We start from the raw sequence: 14,548 nt of genomic DNA on the forward strand, positions 1-14,548 counted from the left end.
GATGCGCTCAGCCGGCGGTGTGGTGCACCGCCAGCCAGACGCTGGGCTGGCTGGCATCGGTCCACGCCACCCGGTGGCGGCAGTGGGCGGGCAGGTGAAGCCAGTCACCCGGCTTCATGACATGCAGGCCGGGCCGTCCTTCGATCTCGATGCCGGCGCTGCCGCTGACCAGCAGCACCCATTCCGCCTCCGGACCGTCGTACCAGAAGCCCTCGGGGCTGGCCTGGCCGTTGGAGACAATGCGTTCGATGCGCAGGCCGGGGCGTTCCAGCAGCGGCTCGAAGACTTCCTGCGCAGCGCCAGCCGGGACGTTTGCCAACAGGTTTCCGTGTTCAGGCTGCATGCTGCCCCCTCGCGGTCATGGTTACGGAACGCGTCAGTCGCCCGGTCCCGGCGCCAGCACGTCGCGCGCGCCGTTGCGGCCCATCGGCGTCACCAGCCCGGCGACTTCCATCTGCTCGATCAGCCGTGCCGCGCGGTTGTAGCCGATGCGCAGCTGTCGCTGCACGGCGGAGATCGAGGCACGGCGGCTGGTCAGCACAAAACTGGCGGCTTCGTCGTAGAGCGGATCGGCCTCGCCATCGCCGCCGCCTTCGCCAAACAGGTCGGCGCTGCCGGCCTCGGCCGGATCGCCGGCGAGGATGGCTTCATCGTAGTCCGGCTCGCCGAACTGCTTCCAGTGCTCCACCACGCGGTGCACTTCGTCGTCGGCGACAAAGGCGCCGTGCACCCGCTGCGGATAGCCGGTGCCGGGCGGCAGGAACAGCATGTCGCCCTGGCCAAGCAGGCTCTCGGCGCCCATCTGGTCGAGGATGGTGCGCGAATCGATCTTGGACGAGACCTGGAACGCCACGCGCGTGGGGATATTGGCCTTGATCAGGCCTGTGATCACGTCCACCGACGGGCGCTGCGTGGCCAGGATCAGGTGGATGCCGGCGGCACGCGCCTTCTGCGCCAGGCGCGCGATCAGTTCTTCGATCTTCTTGCCGGCGACCATCATCAGGTCGGCCAGCTCGTCGATCACCACCACGATCATCGGCAGGCGCGACAGCGGCTCGGGCGCGTCCGGCGTCAGCGAGAACGGATTCGGCACCTTCAGTTCGGCGGCCTCGGCGGCGCGGATCTTCTGGTTGTAGCCGGCCAGGTTGCGCACGCCCAGCGCGGACATCAGCTTGTAGCGCTTTTCCATTTCGCCGACGCACCAGTTGAGCGCGTGCGCGGCCTGCTTCATGTCGGTGACCACCGGCGCCAGCAGGTGGGGGATGCCCTCGTAGACCGACAGTTCCAGCATCTTGGGGTCGATCATGATCATGCGCACGTCTTCGGGCGTGGCCTTGTACAGCATCGACAGGATCATGGCGTTGACCGCCACCGACTTGCCCGAGCCGGTGGTGCCGGCCACCAGCAGGTGCGGTGCGCGGGCCAGGTCGGTCACCACCGGATTGCCGGTGATGTCCTTGCCCATGGCCAGCACCAGCCGCGAATGGTGCGCCTGGAACGAGGTCGCGTTGACGATCTCCGACAGCCGGATCATCTGCCGGCGCGCGTTGGGCAACTCCAGCCCCATGCAGGTCTTGCCGGGAATGGTCTCGACCACGCGGATCGAGGTCACGCCCAGCGCGCGCGCCAGGTCCTTCATCAGCCCGACCACCTGCGCGCCGCGCACGCCCATGGCGGGCTCGACCTCGAAGCGGGTGATCACGGGGCCGGCACCGGCGCCGACCACGGCGACGGGCACCTTGAACTCGGCCAGCCGTTGCGCGATCAGCTCGCCGGTTTCGCGCAGGCGTTCTTCGGACACCTGTTCGGCGCTGTCGACTTCCCCCTCAAGCAATTCAGCCGGCGGCAGGCGATAGTCGACGACCGGGCGCGGCGCAGGCGGGGCAACCGGTACCGGCGCGGGGGCCGGCTGGACCGCAGCGGACAGCGGCACGGTGCGGCCGACGACAGCGGGCAACACGATGCGGGGCTTGGCGGCCGGAACCGGTGGCGGGGTTGCTTCGGGCGATTCAGCCGTGTCCGGGAGTTCTGGGAGTTCGGGGAGTTCGGCTACTTCAGCGATTTCCGTGACTTCCGACGCTTCGACTACGTCAGCAGGCTGGGACTCGTCCGGCTCGGCCGCTTCGCCGACGAGGCCGTTGCCGTCCATCGGCGCTTCCGTACCGATGTCCTCTGCCGGAGCGTGGGCAATGGCATCGGGCTCGCTGCCCTCCTCCATCGCGGAACTCGCCACCGCATTGGCTACGGCCTCGGACTCGGACTCCGACTCGATTACCTGGGCTTCAAACTCCGCGGCGGTGTCTTCCGGCGTGTCTGCCGGCAGCGCTTCAAGCTCAGGCTCGACGCGATATTCGGGTTCGGCCTCGGCTTCGGCTTCCGGCTCGGGTTGCAGGATGACGCCAGCCGGCGCGGGCGGTTCGGCGTCAACGACAACCTCGGCTGCCGATTCTGCAGCGGACGCGTCCAACGGCTGCGGTTCAGGCGCAGGCGCTTGCAATACCGGTGGCTTGCCTACCAGGGCTTGCAGTTCGGCCAGCAGCTCGAGCGCTTCCTGCCGGATCGCTGCCAGCGAGGTTACGTCGGCCTCGTTCGTCGCAATTGCCTGTGGCGGGTCGTCGGCGATCGGGGTATCTGCGATCGGGGTTTCGGTGGATACCGGCTGACTGGCTGGCGCATCGGTGTCGATCACGGGCTCAGGCTCGGACACGACAACCGGCTCCACCGGGGCGGCTACGTCTTGCTCGGCAATGGCGGGCGCCGCGGCCGTAACTGCAGCCTCGGCCGGAACCGTCACGGCCGCCGCCACGGTGGCCGCGGCAGCGGCCCTGGCGGAAGCTTCCGGCAGCGTCGTGATCGCCGAACGCACCAGCGGCTGCGGCTGGCGGAACGGGCTGCTGACGACCGTGCCGCGCAGCGGCTGCGCTGGCCGCGGTGCCGGAGCAGGCGCGGGTGCTGGCGCAGGCGCGGGCGCTGCAGTCTTGACCGGCTTGCGTGCGGCCGGCTGGGCAGGACGCGGAGCCGGCGCCGCCGCGGCGGGCGCTGGCTGGGTGCTGCGAACCGGTTTGACCGCGCCCGGGGATTCAGCATGGTGCAGCCAGATCTCGCCCGGCTGCGGCGGCGATTCACGCGTGCGGCGCGGCGGTTGCCAGGCGGGCTGGCGGCGTGCGGAGACGGCTTCAAAGCTGCGATGGCGCGTGGCCGGCGCACTCCAGCCGGCGTTGCCTGCCGACGGCGTATCCCAGCGCTCTGCCTCGCGCATCGGCTGGGTGGCGGCAAAGGACACCGGCGGCTCTTCCGGCGCCGCGTCGGGCGCTGCCGCGCGGCGCGGCTTGCGCGAGAACAGGCTGCGCCAGGTTTCGCCGAACACCATCGGCGCGACCAGTGCCAGCACGCCCAACATCAGCAGCAAGGAGCCGGTCCAGCCAAACAGCTTGCCGATCATGCCGGCCAGCGCGCGGCCGGCGGAGCCACCGGCGGTCGATGCCGGATCGGATCCGCTGGTAAGCGCTTCCAGGCAGGCGCTTGCGCACAGCACGGCCAGCGTGCCCAGCCATACGCGCAGCGAGCCCGGCCCGGCCAGCCGGCGCTCGCCGGCAAGCCAGCGCGTCACCAGGCGCCAGACCAGGGGTACTATCCAGAGAGTCGAGAATCCGAACCAGCCAAAACCCATTATCGACATGCCATGTTCAAAACTACGGGCAGCGATTGTAGCGGTTATGACAGGCGGCCATTGAATTGGAAAGCGCAAATATTCGTAACGCTGCGCGTTTCTGGCGCATTGCGGGAGTCATTCCGCAGGCCGCAGGCTCGCGCGCGTCTGGCGCAGCGGCACCGCGCTACCATGCGCCAAACCCCATCGCATTTCAGACAGGCGCCCTGCCGCCTCCCCTCCCCCATGCCGATCCGCTACGCCAGGCTGCGTATTCTCGTCGTTGAAGACCACCCGTTCCAGCAGGCCGCGGCCGAAGGGCTGCTGCGCCATGTCGGCGTGCAGACCGTGGTCTGCGCGGACAACGGCACGCAGGCGGCCGAAGTCCTGGCGCGCGAGCCGTTCGACGTCGTGCTCTGCGACATCGAGATGCCCGGCGGCAATGGCCCCGAGCTGATCGCCGAACTGCACCAGCGCGGCCAGCGCGCCTTCGCGGGGGCGCCGCCGGTCTGGGTCTGGCTCACGGCCCTGGCCGAAGACATCCTGGATTCCAACCGCGGCCTGGCGCACGCCGCCGGCATCCCGCGCGTGCACGCGCTGCGCAAGCCGCTGTCGCGCGATGCGGTGGAAGAGATCCTGGCCGATGCGCTGTTGCGCCAGGCTTCCGATGCAGCCGAGCCCGCCTGGTCGCCCGACGACGCGGAACTGATCGCGGCCACGCAGGCGGGCACGGACCTGCTGGTCATGTTGCAGCCCCAGCACGACATTGCCAGCGGACGCCTGGCCGGCGCCGAGGCCCTGGTGCGCTGGCGCCATCCCGAGCACGGCCTGGTGCAGCCCGACCTCTTCATCCCGCGGCTCGAAGCGCTGGACGCGGTCGACCCGGTGTTCTTCTTTGTCACCCGCCAGTGCCTGGCAACGCAGCAGCGGCTGCGCGCGGCGGGCATCGGCATTGCGCTGGGCATCAATGCCTCGGCGCAAACCCTGTGCCGGCCCGGCGTGCTGGAAGAATTCGATGCGCTGGTGGCCGCCAGCGGCATGCCACGGCAGTCGTTAACGGTGGAGCTGACCGAGGGCTACCCGGTCCCCGATACGCTGGCCCTGTCGGTCGTCATGAACCGCTTGCGGCTGCTGGGCTACGGCGTGGCGATCGACGATTTCGGCGTGGGCATCGCCACGCTCAAGCTGCTGGCGGACCTGCCATTCACGAAATTGAAGGTGGACCGGTCGTTCGTGGCGGATGTCGACGGGCATGGCCAGCGCGCCACGATCTGCCGCAGCATGATCGGCCTGGCCAGGGAACTGGGTCTGGAATGCGTGGCCGAAGGCGTCGAGACCGACGCCCAGCGGGCCGCGCTGCTGGCCTTGCGCTGCCCGCTGGGCCAGGGCTATCTGTGGTCCGCGCCCAAGCCCGCGGAAATCTTCATCGCCGATGCTATCGACCGGGCGGCGGCCACGCCGCCGGCCTGACCGCGCCCTAGTTGAACTTGCCGTTGATGCCGCCCACGCTGAACCGGCCCGCCCCCAGCAGCAGCACCGCCAGCGCAGCACCCAGGTACATGGCTTGCAACTCCAGCGCCCAGCCGCCGGTATCGGCCAGCATGCCGAACTGCTTGGCGTGCACCAGGAACAGCGCAAACAGCATGTTGATGGCCACGATCAGCGCCGCCAGCCGGCTCCACAGCCCGATGATCAGCAGGATCGGGGCCACGACTTCCCCAATGTAGACGCCGTAGGTCAGCCATGCCGGCAGCCCGGCGTCGGCGACTACCTTCGCCACAAAGCCCATGCCGACCGCACCGGCCAGCTTGGCGATGCCGTGCATCAGGATCAGCACGCCAAGCATGATGCGCAGCAGCGCCTTGCCCAAGTCCTGGGAACCCTGAGAGCCACCCATGGCCATTCTCCTTGCCGTTGTCTGTCGCGTTGTCTGTCGAACTGGTTGTCGATTCAAGCGTCTTTACCCTCACGCGCGAGGGTTCGCCCATGTACCTTAGTGCGAGCCGGCGTGAAGGTAAAGCCGCAAATGTGCAACAGCCGCCAGTCCCGATGCGGCCGGCACAACACCTCGCCGGTCCGGCCACGGCGCCGGCAAAGGGGCTACACCACCCGATGCATCGACGGCGGCCTTGACTCATGCATGCCGGCCTTGTGTGCGCCCTCCGGCAGGACCTCGCCCAGGAAATCCAGGAAGCGGCGGGTCGCCGGCGTCACGCCCTTGCGCGACGGAAACACCGCATGCAGCGTGCCGACCGGCATGTCGTACTGCGGCAGCACCAGTTCCAGGTCGCCGCGGTCCAGCGCTTCGCGGCAGTACATGCGCGGCAGCATGGCCACGCCGACGCCGGCGATCGCTGCCTCGCGCAGCAGCGCGAATTCATCGGTGACCAGGCGCGGGTCGTAGGCAATCTGGATCGAGTCGCCGGTCTTGCAGCGCAAGATCCAGACATGCTTGCCGTCGTGCGGCTGCTGGCCCACGCCCGGCATGCCGTCAAGCGCCTGCGGCGTACGCGGGCGGCCGATGCTATCCAGCAGCGACGGGCTCGCCACCAGCATCAGCTGGCTTTCGCCGAAGGTGCGCACGGCCAGGCTGGAGTCTTCCATCGCCTCGCGCACGCGCAGGGCCAGGTCGAAGCCCTCGCCGATCACGTCCACGCGCCGGTTGGTGGTTTCCAGCTCGATGCGCACGGCCGGGTTGGCGCGCATGAAGTGCCCGATGGCCGGCGCCAGCAGGATCTGCGCAATGGCGACCGGGCAGCTCACGCGCAGCGTGCCGCCGGGCTGTTCGCGGGCCTGCTCGATGACCTCGCGCGCCGCCTCGGCCTCGTTGAGCATGGCGCGGCAGCGCGCGTAATAGGACTCACCCAGTGTCGTGACGCGCACCTGGCGCGTGGTACGGCGCAGCAACTGCACGCCCAGGTCGCGCTCCAGCTGGGCGATGCGCCGGCTCAGGCGCGACTTGGGCACGCCGGTGGCACGGCTGGCCGCGGAGAAACTGCCGTGTTCGACCACCTGGGCGAACAGGGACAGGTCGTTGAGGTCTTGCATGGATGGCTCCGGGATCACGCGGGCGGCGCCGTCCCGGCAGGGAGCGTCGCCCGGACTGGCGTTGCATCGGTAGAACAATCATTTGCATTTTGCCTCACTACCGATACCAATGGCCAGCCGCTATCTTTCATCCATCGCAACCGCACCCTAGTGGAGAAAGACATGAACATCCTGCAGATCGATTCCAGCGTCCTCGGTGACAACTCTGTTTCGCGCAGCCTGACCGCCAGCGTGGTGGCCGACCTGGTCGCCGCCAACCCGGGCGCCAAGCTGACCGTGCGCGACCTGGACCAGGACGCCCCGGCGCACTTGTCCGGCAACCTGCTGCCCGTGCTGGGCGGCCCGAAGGACGGCCTGAATGCCGTCCAGGAAGCCGAGCTGCAGCGCACCGAGCAATGGCTGGCCGAATTCCTGGCCGCCGACGTGCTGGTGGTGGGCGTGCCGCAGTACAACTTCAGCATCCCCAGCCAGCTCAAGGCCTGGATCGACCGCATCGCGCAGGCTGGCCGCACCTTCACGTACACCGAGAACGGCCCGGTGGGCTTGGCCGGCGGCAAGCGCGTGATCGTGGTGTCGTCGCGCGGCGGCGTGCGCCAGGATGCGAATGAGCTGGACCTGCACGAAAAGACCGTCGATATCGTGCTCCGCTTCCTGGGCATTACCGACATCACCTACGTGCGCGCCCACGGCCTGGCCATGGGTCCGGAGTTCCGCGAAGCCGGCCTGGCCAGCGCCCGCACCGAGATCGCGGCGCTGAACGACGCCAGCCGCCTGGCCGCCTGAGGCCACGGGCCCGGCCGGCGCCGCAGGACGGTGCCGGCTCGCCCCGGGGACAGATCAGGTCTATGATGGATCGGGGCGCTACGGCGCCCCGCGTGCCATGGGCGGCGCGCCGCCGCGGCTCATTGGCCGTGGCGGCCAGCCGCCTGCAGTCATCGACCGATCCAACCCCGGGAGCCCGCATGACTTCAGCCCTGTTGCCCGCAGCCGCCCTCCATCCGCCGCACGAACCCGCCCTGCTTTCGCAGTATCGCCACGTACGCGCCGCCACCGAGACCCTGGTGGCCGACCTGTCCGACGCCGATGCCACCGTGCAGTCCATGGACGACACCAGCCCGGCAAAATGGCACCTGGCGCACACTACGTGGTTTTTTGAGGAGTTCGTGCTGGCTGCGCGCATCCCGGACTACGAGCTGGTCGACCCGGACTACCGCTACCTCTTCAACTCCTACTATGAGGCAGTCGGCCCGCGGCACCCGCGGCCGCAGCGCGGGTTGCTGTCCCGCCCGTCATTGGACGAAGTGCTGGCCTACCGCGAGGCCGTGGACGAATCGATGCTGTCGCTGCTGGGCAGCGCCCAGACTGACGACGAGGCCGCGCTGATCATGCTTGGCCTGCAGCATGAACAGCAGCACCAGGAACTGCTGCTGACCGACATCCTGCACCTGTTCGCGCAGAACCCGCTGCGTCCCGCGTTCGCCCCGGAACTGCCGGCGCCGGTGATCGCCGACCCGCGGCCCGCGCCGGACTGGATCGGCTTTGACGGTGGCCTGGTCGAGATCGGCCACCGCGGCGAGGCCTTTGCCTTTGACTGCGAAGGGCCGCGCCACAAGGTCTACCTGGCGCCGTTCACGCTGTGCTCGCACCCGGTCAGCAACCGGCAATGGTTCGAGTTCATCGAGGATGGCGGCTACCAGACCGCCGGGCTGTGGCTGTCCGACGGCTGGCGCTGGGTGGCCGAGCAAGGCATACAGGCCCCGCTCTACTGGGAAGAACGCGAAGGCACGTGGTGGCAGATGACGCTGCGCGGCATGCATCCGGTCGACCCGGACAGCCCCGTCACCCACATCAGCTTCTATGAGGCCGACGCGTTCGCGCGCTGGGCCGAGCGCCGGCTGCCGACCGAGGCCGAATGGGAGCACGCGGCCAGCCGCCTGCCGGCCACCGGGAATTTTGTCGAAGGACGCGTGCTGCGGCCGCTGCCGGACCGGCAGAACACCTCAGGCGCATTGCGCCAGATGTTCGGCGACGTGTGGGAATGGACCGGCAGCGCCTTCCTGCCGTATCCGGGCTTCCGCCCCAACGCGGGCGCGGTGGGCGAGTACAACGGCAAGTTCATGAGCAGCCAGATGGTGCTGCGCGGCGGGTCGTGCGTCACGCCCGAATCGCATATCCGGGCGACTTACCGCAACTTCTTCTACCCGCACCAGCGCTGGCAGTTCACAGGGGTGCGGCTGGCGGACGATGTCTAGGAGTTCGTCGGAGTTGAGGTGAAGCGTGATTCAAAACATCAGGTCGTGACGGGGTTCGCTTCGGTTGGCGGGCTCATCGCAGTCGTGATACGCGATGAAGGTATTTGAGAGTGGATGAGGAAGGCAATCGGGTGCTTTTTGACCGCACAAGAAGCCCGCTGATCGGCCCTATGCACCCCGTAATACGTTCATCCGCTTGATGTTCCACGCGAGCGCCACCAGCGACCATTCCGCCGCGACGTTGGACAGTCCGCGCAGCGAGAACTGCCGGAATCCCATCACTCGCTTGATGATGCCGAACACCGGCTCGACCGTGCTCTTGCGCAGCCCGTACAGTGCTCGCCCCGCCTTCGTTTTGTGTCGGTGTGTCATCCTGACGATTGGATCGGTGCTCTCAGGCGGCGCCGGATCGTCGGCGAAGCGTTCCATCAGCGGCAGATGATGGGCGTCGCGCTGGATCGCAATCAGCGGGGTGATGTCCGCCGCCTCGCAGGTGACGACGTTGGCCGCACTGAAGTAGCCCGCATCCGCCAGCAAAATCTCAGGCTGGCCCAATGGCTCGGGCAGCGCCCCCAGCACGTCGATCATCGGTGCGACCTGGCGCTTGTCGTTGCTTTGCTGGGTCACTGAGGTGCCCACGATCAACATCGTCTCGACATCCACCGCTGCCTGCGCGTTGTAGCCTTGCTCGAAGCCGCCGCTGGACACCGGCATGATGCGCGACTCTTCGTCCGTCAGGTTGATCTGGTCGCGTTCCTTGGCACCGCCTTGCGGCGGCTCCGGGTCCTTGCCCCGCGGCTTCTTGCCGTCTTTGCGCTGCGCCTCGCGACGCGCCACCTTGGCTTCATACTCCTGCTGCTCTTGCTCGAACCGTTCCTGCGCCCGTGCCTCGATCTTCGCCTTCGCTTCGGCCAACGCCTTCAGTCGCGCTTCGCGCCGTGCGATCTCCGCCGGTACATCCATCCCATCTGGCAGACTCTCTCGATCGGCGGTCTCGGCCATCGCCATCAACTGCTGCACTTCTTCATGCAACTGCGCTTCGATCCGGCCGATATACCCGTGCGACAGCGCGCGGTGCCTGCTCGCATTCGCCTTCACCTTGGTGCCATCCAGCGCAATCCGGCCCAGCTTGACCAGCTTCATCTCCTTCGCGATCAGCAGCACCTGCACGAACAGCTTCTCTAACTGGCTCGCAAACCGCTTGCGAAAGGTGGCCAGCGTGTCATGGTCCGGATGCGTGTTCGCCGCAATGTAGCGGAACGCCACCGAGTCATAGGTCGCTCTCTCAATCTTGCGGCTCGAAGACACTCCGGTCGCATACCCGTACACCAGCAAGCCAAGCAGCACCTCGGGGTGATGCGCCGCCATGCCGCGACCCGCGTACGCCCCACTCAGCTCCGACAGGTCCATCTGCTCGATGACTTCCACTACGAACCGCGCCAGATGACCTTCCGGCAACCAGTCCTCCACTGACGGTGGCAACAGATAGTCGGTCTGACGATCAACGGGCACGAAACGACTCATCTATGGGCTCACTCAGCGAACTGTGAATTTATCAACGCCCAACCCGTCCCGCCGGACGACTGGAGATCCCGAAAATCCGACAAACTCCTAGGACAGCGCATTAACGAGCGGCGCCAGCCAGCGCCAGGCCAGCAGCACCCACACCACCACGATGACCACGGCGGCCGCGCGATTGCGCGGCCGTTGCGCATGGGCAGCCTGCCAGGCTTCCGCCCGGCCGCGGCATTCGTCCTTCACCGCCGCCGGGATCATCCGCAGCGTGAGCCAGATGCCCAGCGGCACCAGCAGCACGTCATCGGCATAGCCCAGCACCGGGATGAAATCCGGGATCAGGTCGATCGGGCTGAAGGCATAGGCCACCACCAGCGCGCCGAGCAGCCGCGCCGCCCACGGGGTACCCGGGTGGCGGCTGCAGAACCACAGCGTCAGCAGGCTGCTTTTGAGCCCGCGCGCCCACTGGCGCAGGCGCGAACCGGTAGCCACCGCAGCCGGCACGGCTTACCGGCTCTTGCTCTGCGGCGCCGCGGGCCGCTGGCCGCCGGGCTCGCCCGTGGGGGCCTTCAGCGGCGGTGCCGCGACGATCGGCGTCTGCGGGTACAGCTTCTGCCAGCGCGACTTCAGCCCGTTGGCAATCTCGGCCTGGTTGTAGCGCTCGGCAAAGTCGATCACGGTCATGCCCTGCTGGTTCTTCAGGCGCATGTCGGCGCCTTCATCCAGCAGCAGCTTGACGGTCTCGATATGGCCGCCGCGCGCGGCCATCATCAGCGGCGTGGTGGCGTTGGGGCTTTCGGCATCGATATACGCGGCATGGTCGACCAGGTACTTGACCACATCGTTGTGGCCGTTGGTGGCCGCATAGTGCAGCGGCGTCCAGCCGGTCTTGTTGATCTCGGCATCCATGTCGTCGACCATCAGCTTGACCATGTCCAGTTCGCCCTGCAGCGCGGCCATCATCAGCGGGGTCTCGCCGGCCGGGTTGGCCTTGTCGAAGTCGATGTCCTTGGCGCGGATCAGCGCCGTGGCCGCCTTCAGCGACTTCTCGCGCAGCGCCACCACCAGGGCCGGGTTGCCGCGGCTGTCGACCACGTTGGGATCGACGCCCCTGGCCAGCAGCTTCTTGACGGTATTGGCGTCGTCGAATTCGACGGCCTTGCGCATGTCGTCGGCGGGCGCGGCGTGCGCCAGCGTCGCGGCGGCCAGCGCCAGGGCGCCGGCGGTGCGCCGGACAAACTTCATGTCAAACATGAGATTTCCTATCAATATGTTTGAATAGATTGAAGAAATTTTCGGTCGTCTGTTCCGCAACCTGTTCCACGGGCAGCCCGCGCAGTTGCGCGATGAACTCGCCCACATGGCGCACCCAGGCCGGCTCATTGGTCTTGCCGCGGTACGGCACCGGTGCCAGGTAGGGCGAATCGGTCTCGATCAGCATGCGCTCCAGCGGCACCTTGCGCGCGGTCTCCTGCAGGTCCGCGGCGCTCTTGAAGGTGACGATCCCGGAAAACGAGATATGGAAGCCCTCATCCAGCGCCTGGCGGGCGACGTCCCAGGTCTCGGTAAAGCAGTGCATCACGCCGCCGGCCTCGCGCGCGTTCTCTTCGTGCATCAGGCGCAGCGTGTCGTCGGCGGACGAACGGGTATGGATGATCAGCGGCTTGCCGGTCTGGCGCGCGGCGCGGATATGGGTGCGGAAGCGCTCGCGCTGCCATTCCATCTCGGCGATGCTGCGGCCGTTCAGGCGGTAATAGTCCAGCCCGGTCTCGCCGGTGCCGACCACGCGCGGGTGGGCGGACAGCTCCACCAGCCGCTCCAGCGTCGGGTCCTCGCCCTCTTCGTAGTCCGGATGCACGCCGACCGACGCGTACAGGTTGGGATGCTGCTCGGCCAGCGCCAGCACGCGCGGGAAGTCTTCCAGCGTGACCGAGATGCACAGCGCATGCGTGACCTGGTTGGCGCGCATGTTCTCCAGCAGCTCCGGCAGGCGCGCGGCCAGCTCGGGGAAATCGATATGGCAGTGGGAATCGACAAACATGGGGAATCTCTGGTGGGTCAGGCCACGTTCAGGCCACGTCCACGCGGCGGCCGACGATGATCAGGTCGCGCTCGACGCCGTCGAGCACGGCGACGCGCGGCAGCTCGCCCCAGCGCGCAAAGCCCAGCGACGCGAACAGGCCCAGGCTGGGCGCATTGTGGCCGAAGATAAAGCCGAGCAGCGTGTTCACCCCGACCTGGGGCGCCTGGTCGATGGCCTGCTGCAGCAGGTAGCGCCCCAGCCCCTGGCCACGGCGCTGCGCATCCAGGTAGATCGACACTTCAGCCGTGGCGCCGTAGGCTGGGCGGCCATAGAAGTCTGAGAAGCTCATCCAGCCGGCCATGTGGCCGTCGGCGTCCTCGCACACCCAGAGCGGCCGGCGCCCGGGCTGGTGGGCATCGAACCAGGCCTGGCGCGAGGCCACGGTGACCGGCTCGGTGTCGGCGGTGACCATGCGCGAGGGCACGGTGCTGTTATAGATGGCGACGATGCCAGGCAGGTCGCGGGGCTCAGCGGTACGTAGCGAGAAATTCATTGTAAATCAAAAAGTTGTGAGAATAACTTCACAACGTTCATAAGGTTTGCGTGGGGCGCCCGGACTCCAGCATCTTGCCCAGGATCTCCTCCACCGCGCGGCGCAGGTTGCGCCCGTTGTCGTCGTCGGGGAAATGCACGCCGACGCCGGGGGTCTTCATCGGCGTGCCCGCCGGGGTGATCCAGGCCACTTGGCCCGCGATCTGGTATTTCTGCGGCCGGTCCAGCAGCGACAGCACCAGGAACACCTGCTCGCCCAGCCGGAACGGCCGGTTCGACGGCACGAAGATGCCGCCGCGCGCCAGGAACGGCATATAGGCCGCGTACAACCCGGCCTGGTCCTTGAGCGACAAGGACAGCACATTGGGGCGTGACGCCGCCCCGCTTCCCGTTGGCGCACCCAGCGGTACGCCGGCGACTGCTGTGTTCATGACTGACCCCCAGAATGACGATGCTGCTTGTTGTTATGGCTTTGTTTTGACTGCCTGCCTGCCTGCTACCGGAACTGTTGCCGGTATTCCAGGAATACCGCTTCCATCACCAGCCGGGCCGCCAGCGGATGGTTCTCGCTGCGGCGGTGCGCGGCCAGCCGCGAGGCAAAGGCCTGCAGCCGGTGCGCATCGGTGGCTTCGGCGCAGCGCGCCAGCACGACCCGCTCCTTGGGGAAGTACCGCGGGGCGGCGCTGCCGTCCAGGCGCAGTGTCAGCAGATCGTACGTCCAGCGCTGCAGGATGCCAAGCACGGCGGGCACGGACAGCTTCTGCAGTTGCTCGGCCGCGGCAGAGGCGTCGAAGGCGGCTGCGGCGCCCAGCTGGCCGACCAGCCAGCGCTGCAGCGGCTGCTCCTCGGCCTCGGCCGCATGCAGCGCGGTCAGCGGCGAACCGCCGGCCAGCGCCAGCTGGGCTTCGGCATCGGCCACGCCCTGTCCGCGCAGCCACGCCAGCGCGGCTTCCGGCGTCGGGCGCTGGACAGAGAACTGGCGGCAGCGCGACAGGATGGTCGGCAGGATGCGGTCCAGCCGGTCGGTCACCAGCAGGAACACAGTGGACGGCGGCGGTTCTTCCAGCGTCTTCAGCAGCGCATTGGCGCCTTCGGTCTGCAGCGCGTCGAGCGGATACACCACCACCACGCGCAGCCCGGCCCGGTGCGTGCCCACGCCTACGGCCTCGATCAGCGCGCGCACCTGCTCCATGCGGATGATCTTGCTGGGCGCCTTCTTCTTGCCGCCTTCGTCGGTCTCGGCCTCGGACGTGGCGTCCAGTGCCTCGGGCCGCACCACGGTGAAGTCCGGGTGATTGCCCTGGCTGAACCAGTGGCAGGCGGCGCACTGGCCGCAGGGCTGGCCGTCCGGCAGCGGCGCCTCGCACAACAGCCCCTGCGCGAAATGCAGGGCTAGGTCGCGCTTGCCGATGCCTTGCTGGCCATGGATCAGCAAGGCATGCGGCAGCCGCTCGCGCAGCGCGCCAAGCCGTTGCCAGTCTTCCTTCTGCCAGGGATATAGCATGTGAT

General features: G+C 67.9%; 14 protein-coding genes. 3 read left to right on the plus strand and 11 right to left on the minus strand.

Going from position 1 to position 14,548, the window contains the following annotated elements:
- Positions 1-7: 7 nt before the first annotated feature.
- Complete coding sequence (locus ACZ5MJ_RS10585) at positions 8-343, minus strand: cupin domain-containing protein (RefSeq protein ID WP_464219209.1); 336 nt, start codon at positions 341-343, stop codon at positions 8-10.
- 33 nt (positions 344-376) lie between these two features.
- Positions 377-3,670 (minus strand): FtsK/SpoIIIE family DNA translocase, encoded by a 3,294-nt coding sequence (locus ACZ5MJ_RS10590; RefSeq protein WP_464223699.1) that lies wholly within the window; start codon positions 3,668-3,670, stop codon positions 377-379.
- 225 nt (positions 3,671-3,895) lie between these two features.
- Between ACZ5MJ_RS10590 and ACZ5MJ_RS10595 the strand changes: the two genes are divergently transcribed.
- A complete protein-coding gene (locus ACZ5MJ_RS10595) occupies positions 3,896-5,119 on the plus strand; it encodes an EAL domain-containing response regulator (protein ID WP_464219210.1) in 1,224 nt (407 codons plus the stop codon).
- Between the two features lie 7 nt (positions 5,120-5,126).
- On the opposite strand, the gene ACZ5MJ_RS10600 is transcribed toward ACZ5MJ_RS10595, so the two are convergent.
- Together ACZ5MJ_RS10600 and ACZ5MJ_RS10605 are read right to left on the minus strand one after the other, a co-directional pair.
- Positions 5,127-5,546: a DoxX family protein gene (locus tag ACZ5MJ_RS10600; RefSeq protein ID WP_464219211.1), complete on the minus strand. Its 420-nt coding sequence runs from the start codon at positions 5,544-5,546 to the stop codon at positions 5,127-5,129.
- Between the two features lie 203 nt (positions 5,547-5,749).
- Entirely contained in the window at positions 5,750-6,697 is a 948-nt protein-coding gene (locus ACZ5MJ_RS10605; protein ID WP_464219213.1) for a LysR family transcriptional regulator, read from the minus strand.
- A gap of 162 nt (positions 6,698-6,859) precedes the next feature.
- On the opposite strand from ACZ5MJ_RS10605, the gene ACZ5MJ_RS10610 reads away from it, so the two are divergent.
- Together ACZ5MJ_RS10610 and egtB are read left to right on the plus strand one after the other, a co-directional pair.
- Positions 6,860-7,480 carry an FMN-dependent NADH-azoreductase gene (locus ACZ5MJ_RS10610; protein WP_464219214.1) on the plus strand — a complete coding sequence of 207 codons (621 nt, stop codon included), beginning with the start codon at positions 6,860-6,862 and terminating at the stop codon, positions 7,478-7,480.
- Between the two features lie 179 nt (positions 7,481-7,659).
- Positions 7,660-8,949: an ergothioneine biosynthesis protein EgtB gene (gene egtB / locus ACZ5MJ_RS10615; RefSeq protein WP_464219215.1), complete on the plus strand. Its 1,290-nt coding sequence runs from the start codon at positions 7,660-7,662 to the stop codon at positions 8,947-8,949.
- 168 nt (positions 8,950-9,117) lie between these two features.
- Here the strand turns inward: egtB and ACZ5MJ_RS10620 are convergent, their stop codons facing one another.
- From ACZ5MJ_RS10620 to ACZ5MJ_RS10650, 7 genes are all read right to left on the minus strand, one after another.
- Positions 9,118-10,473 carry an IS1182 family transposase gene (locus ACZ5MJ_RS10620; protein WP_464219218.1) on the minus strand — a complete coding sequence of 452 codons (1,356 nt, stop codon included), beginning with the start codon at positions 10,471-10,473 and terminating at the stop codon, positions 9,118-9,120.
- A gap of 87 nt (positions 10,474-10,560) precedes the next feature.
- Positions 10,561-10,956, minus strand: coding sequence for a YkvA family protein (locus tag ACZ5MJ_RS10625; RefSeq protein WP_464219219.1), 396 nt, complete (start codon positions 10,954-10,956; stop codon positions 10,561-10,563).
- A 15-nt stretch (positions 10,957-10,971) separates the two neighbouring features.
- On the minus strand, positions 10,972-11,718 hold the full coding sequence (locus tag ACZ5MJ_RS10630) for an ankyrin repeat domain-containing protein (RefSeq protein WP_464219220.1): 747 nt from the start codon (positions 11,716-11,718) through the stop codon (positions 10,972-10,974).
- Entirely contained in the window at positions 11,711-12,505 is a 795-nt protein-coding gene (locus ACZ5MJ_RS10635) for a TatD family hydrolase (protein WP_464219222.1), read from the minus strand. The genes ACZ5MJ_RS10630 and ACZ5MJ_RS10635 overlap by 8 nt, the downstream gene beginning before the upstream one ends.
- Positions 12,506-12,533: 28 nt before the next feature.
- Complete coding sequence (locus ACZ5MJ_RS10640) at positions 12,534-13,040, minus strand: N-acetyltransferase family protein (RefSeq protein WP_464219223.1); 507 nt, start codon at positions 13,038-13,040, stop codon at positions 12,534-12,536.
- Between the two features lie 37 nt (positions 13,041-13,077).
- A complete protein-coding gene (locus tag ACZ5MJ_RS10645) occupies positions 13,078-13,470 on the minus strand; it encodes a PilZ domain-containing protein (RefSeq protein WP_464219224.1) in 393 nt (130 codons plus the stop codon).
- Positions 13,471-13,535: 65 nt separating this feature from the next.
- Positions 13,536-14,543 (minus strand): DNA polymerase III subunit delta', encoded by a 1,008-nt coding sequence (locus ACZ5MJ_RS10650; protein ID WP_464219225.1) that lies wholly within the window; start codon positions 14,541-14,543, stop codon positions 13,536-13,538.
- Positions 14,544-14,548: the final 5 nt, after the last annotated feature.

The organism is Cupriavidus sp. LA-1 (assembly GCF_055385985.1).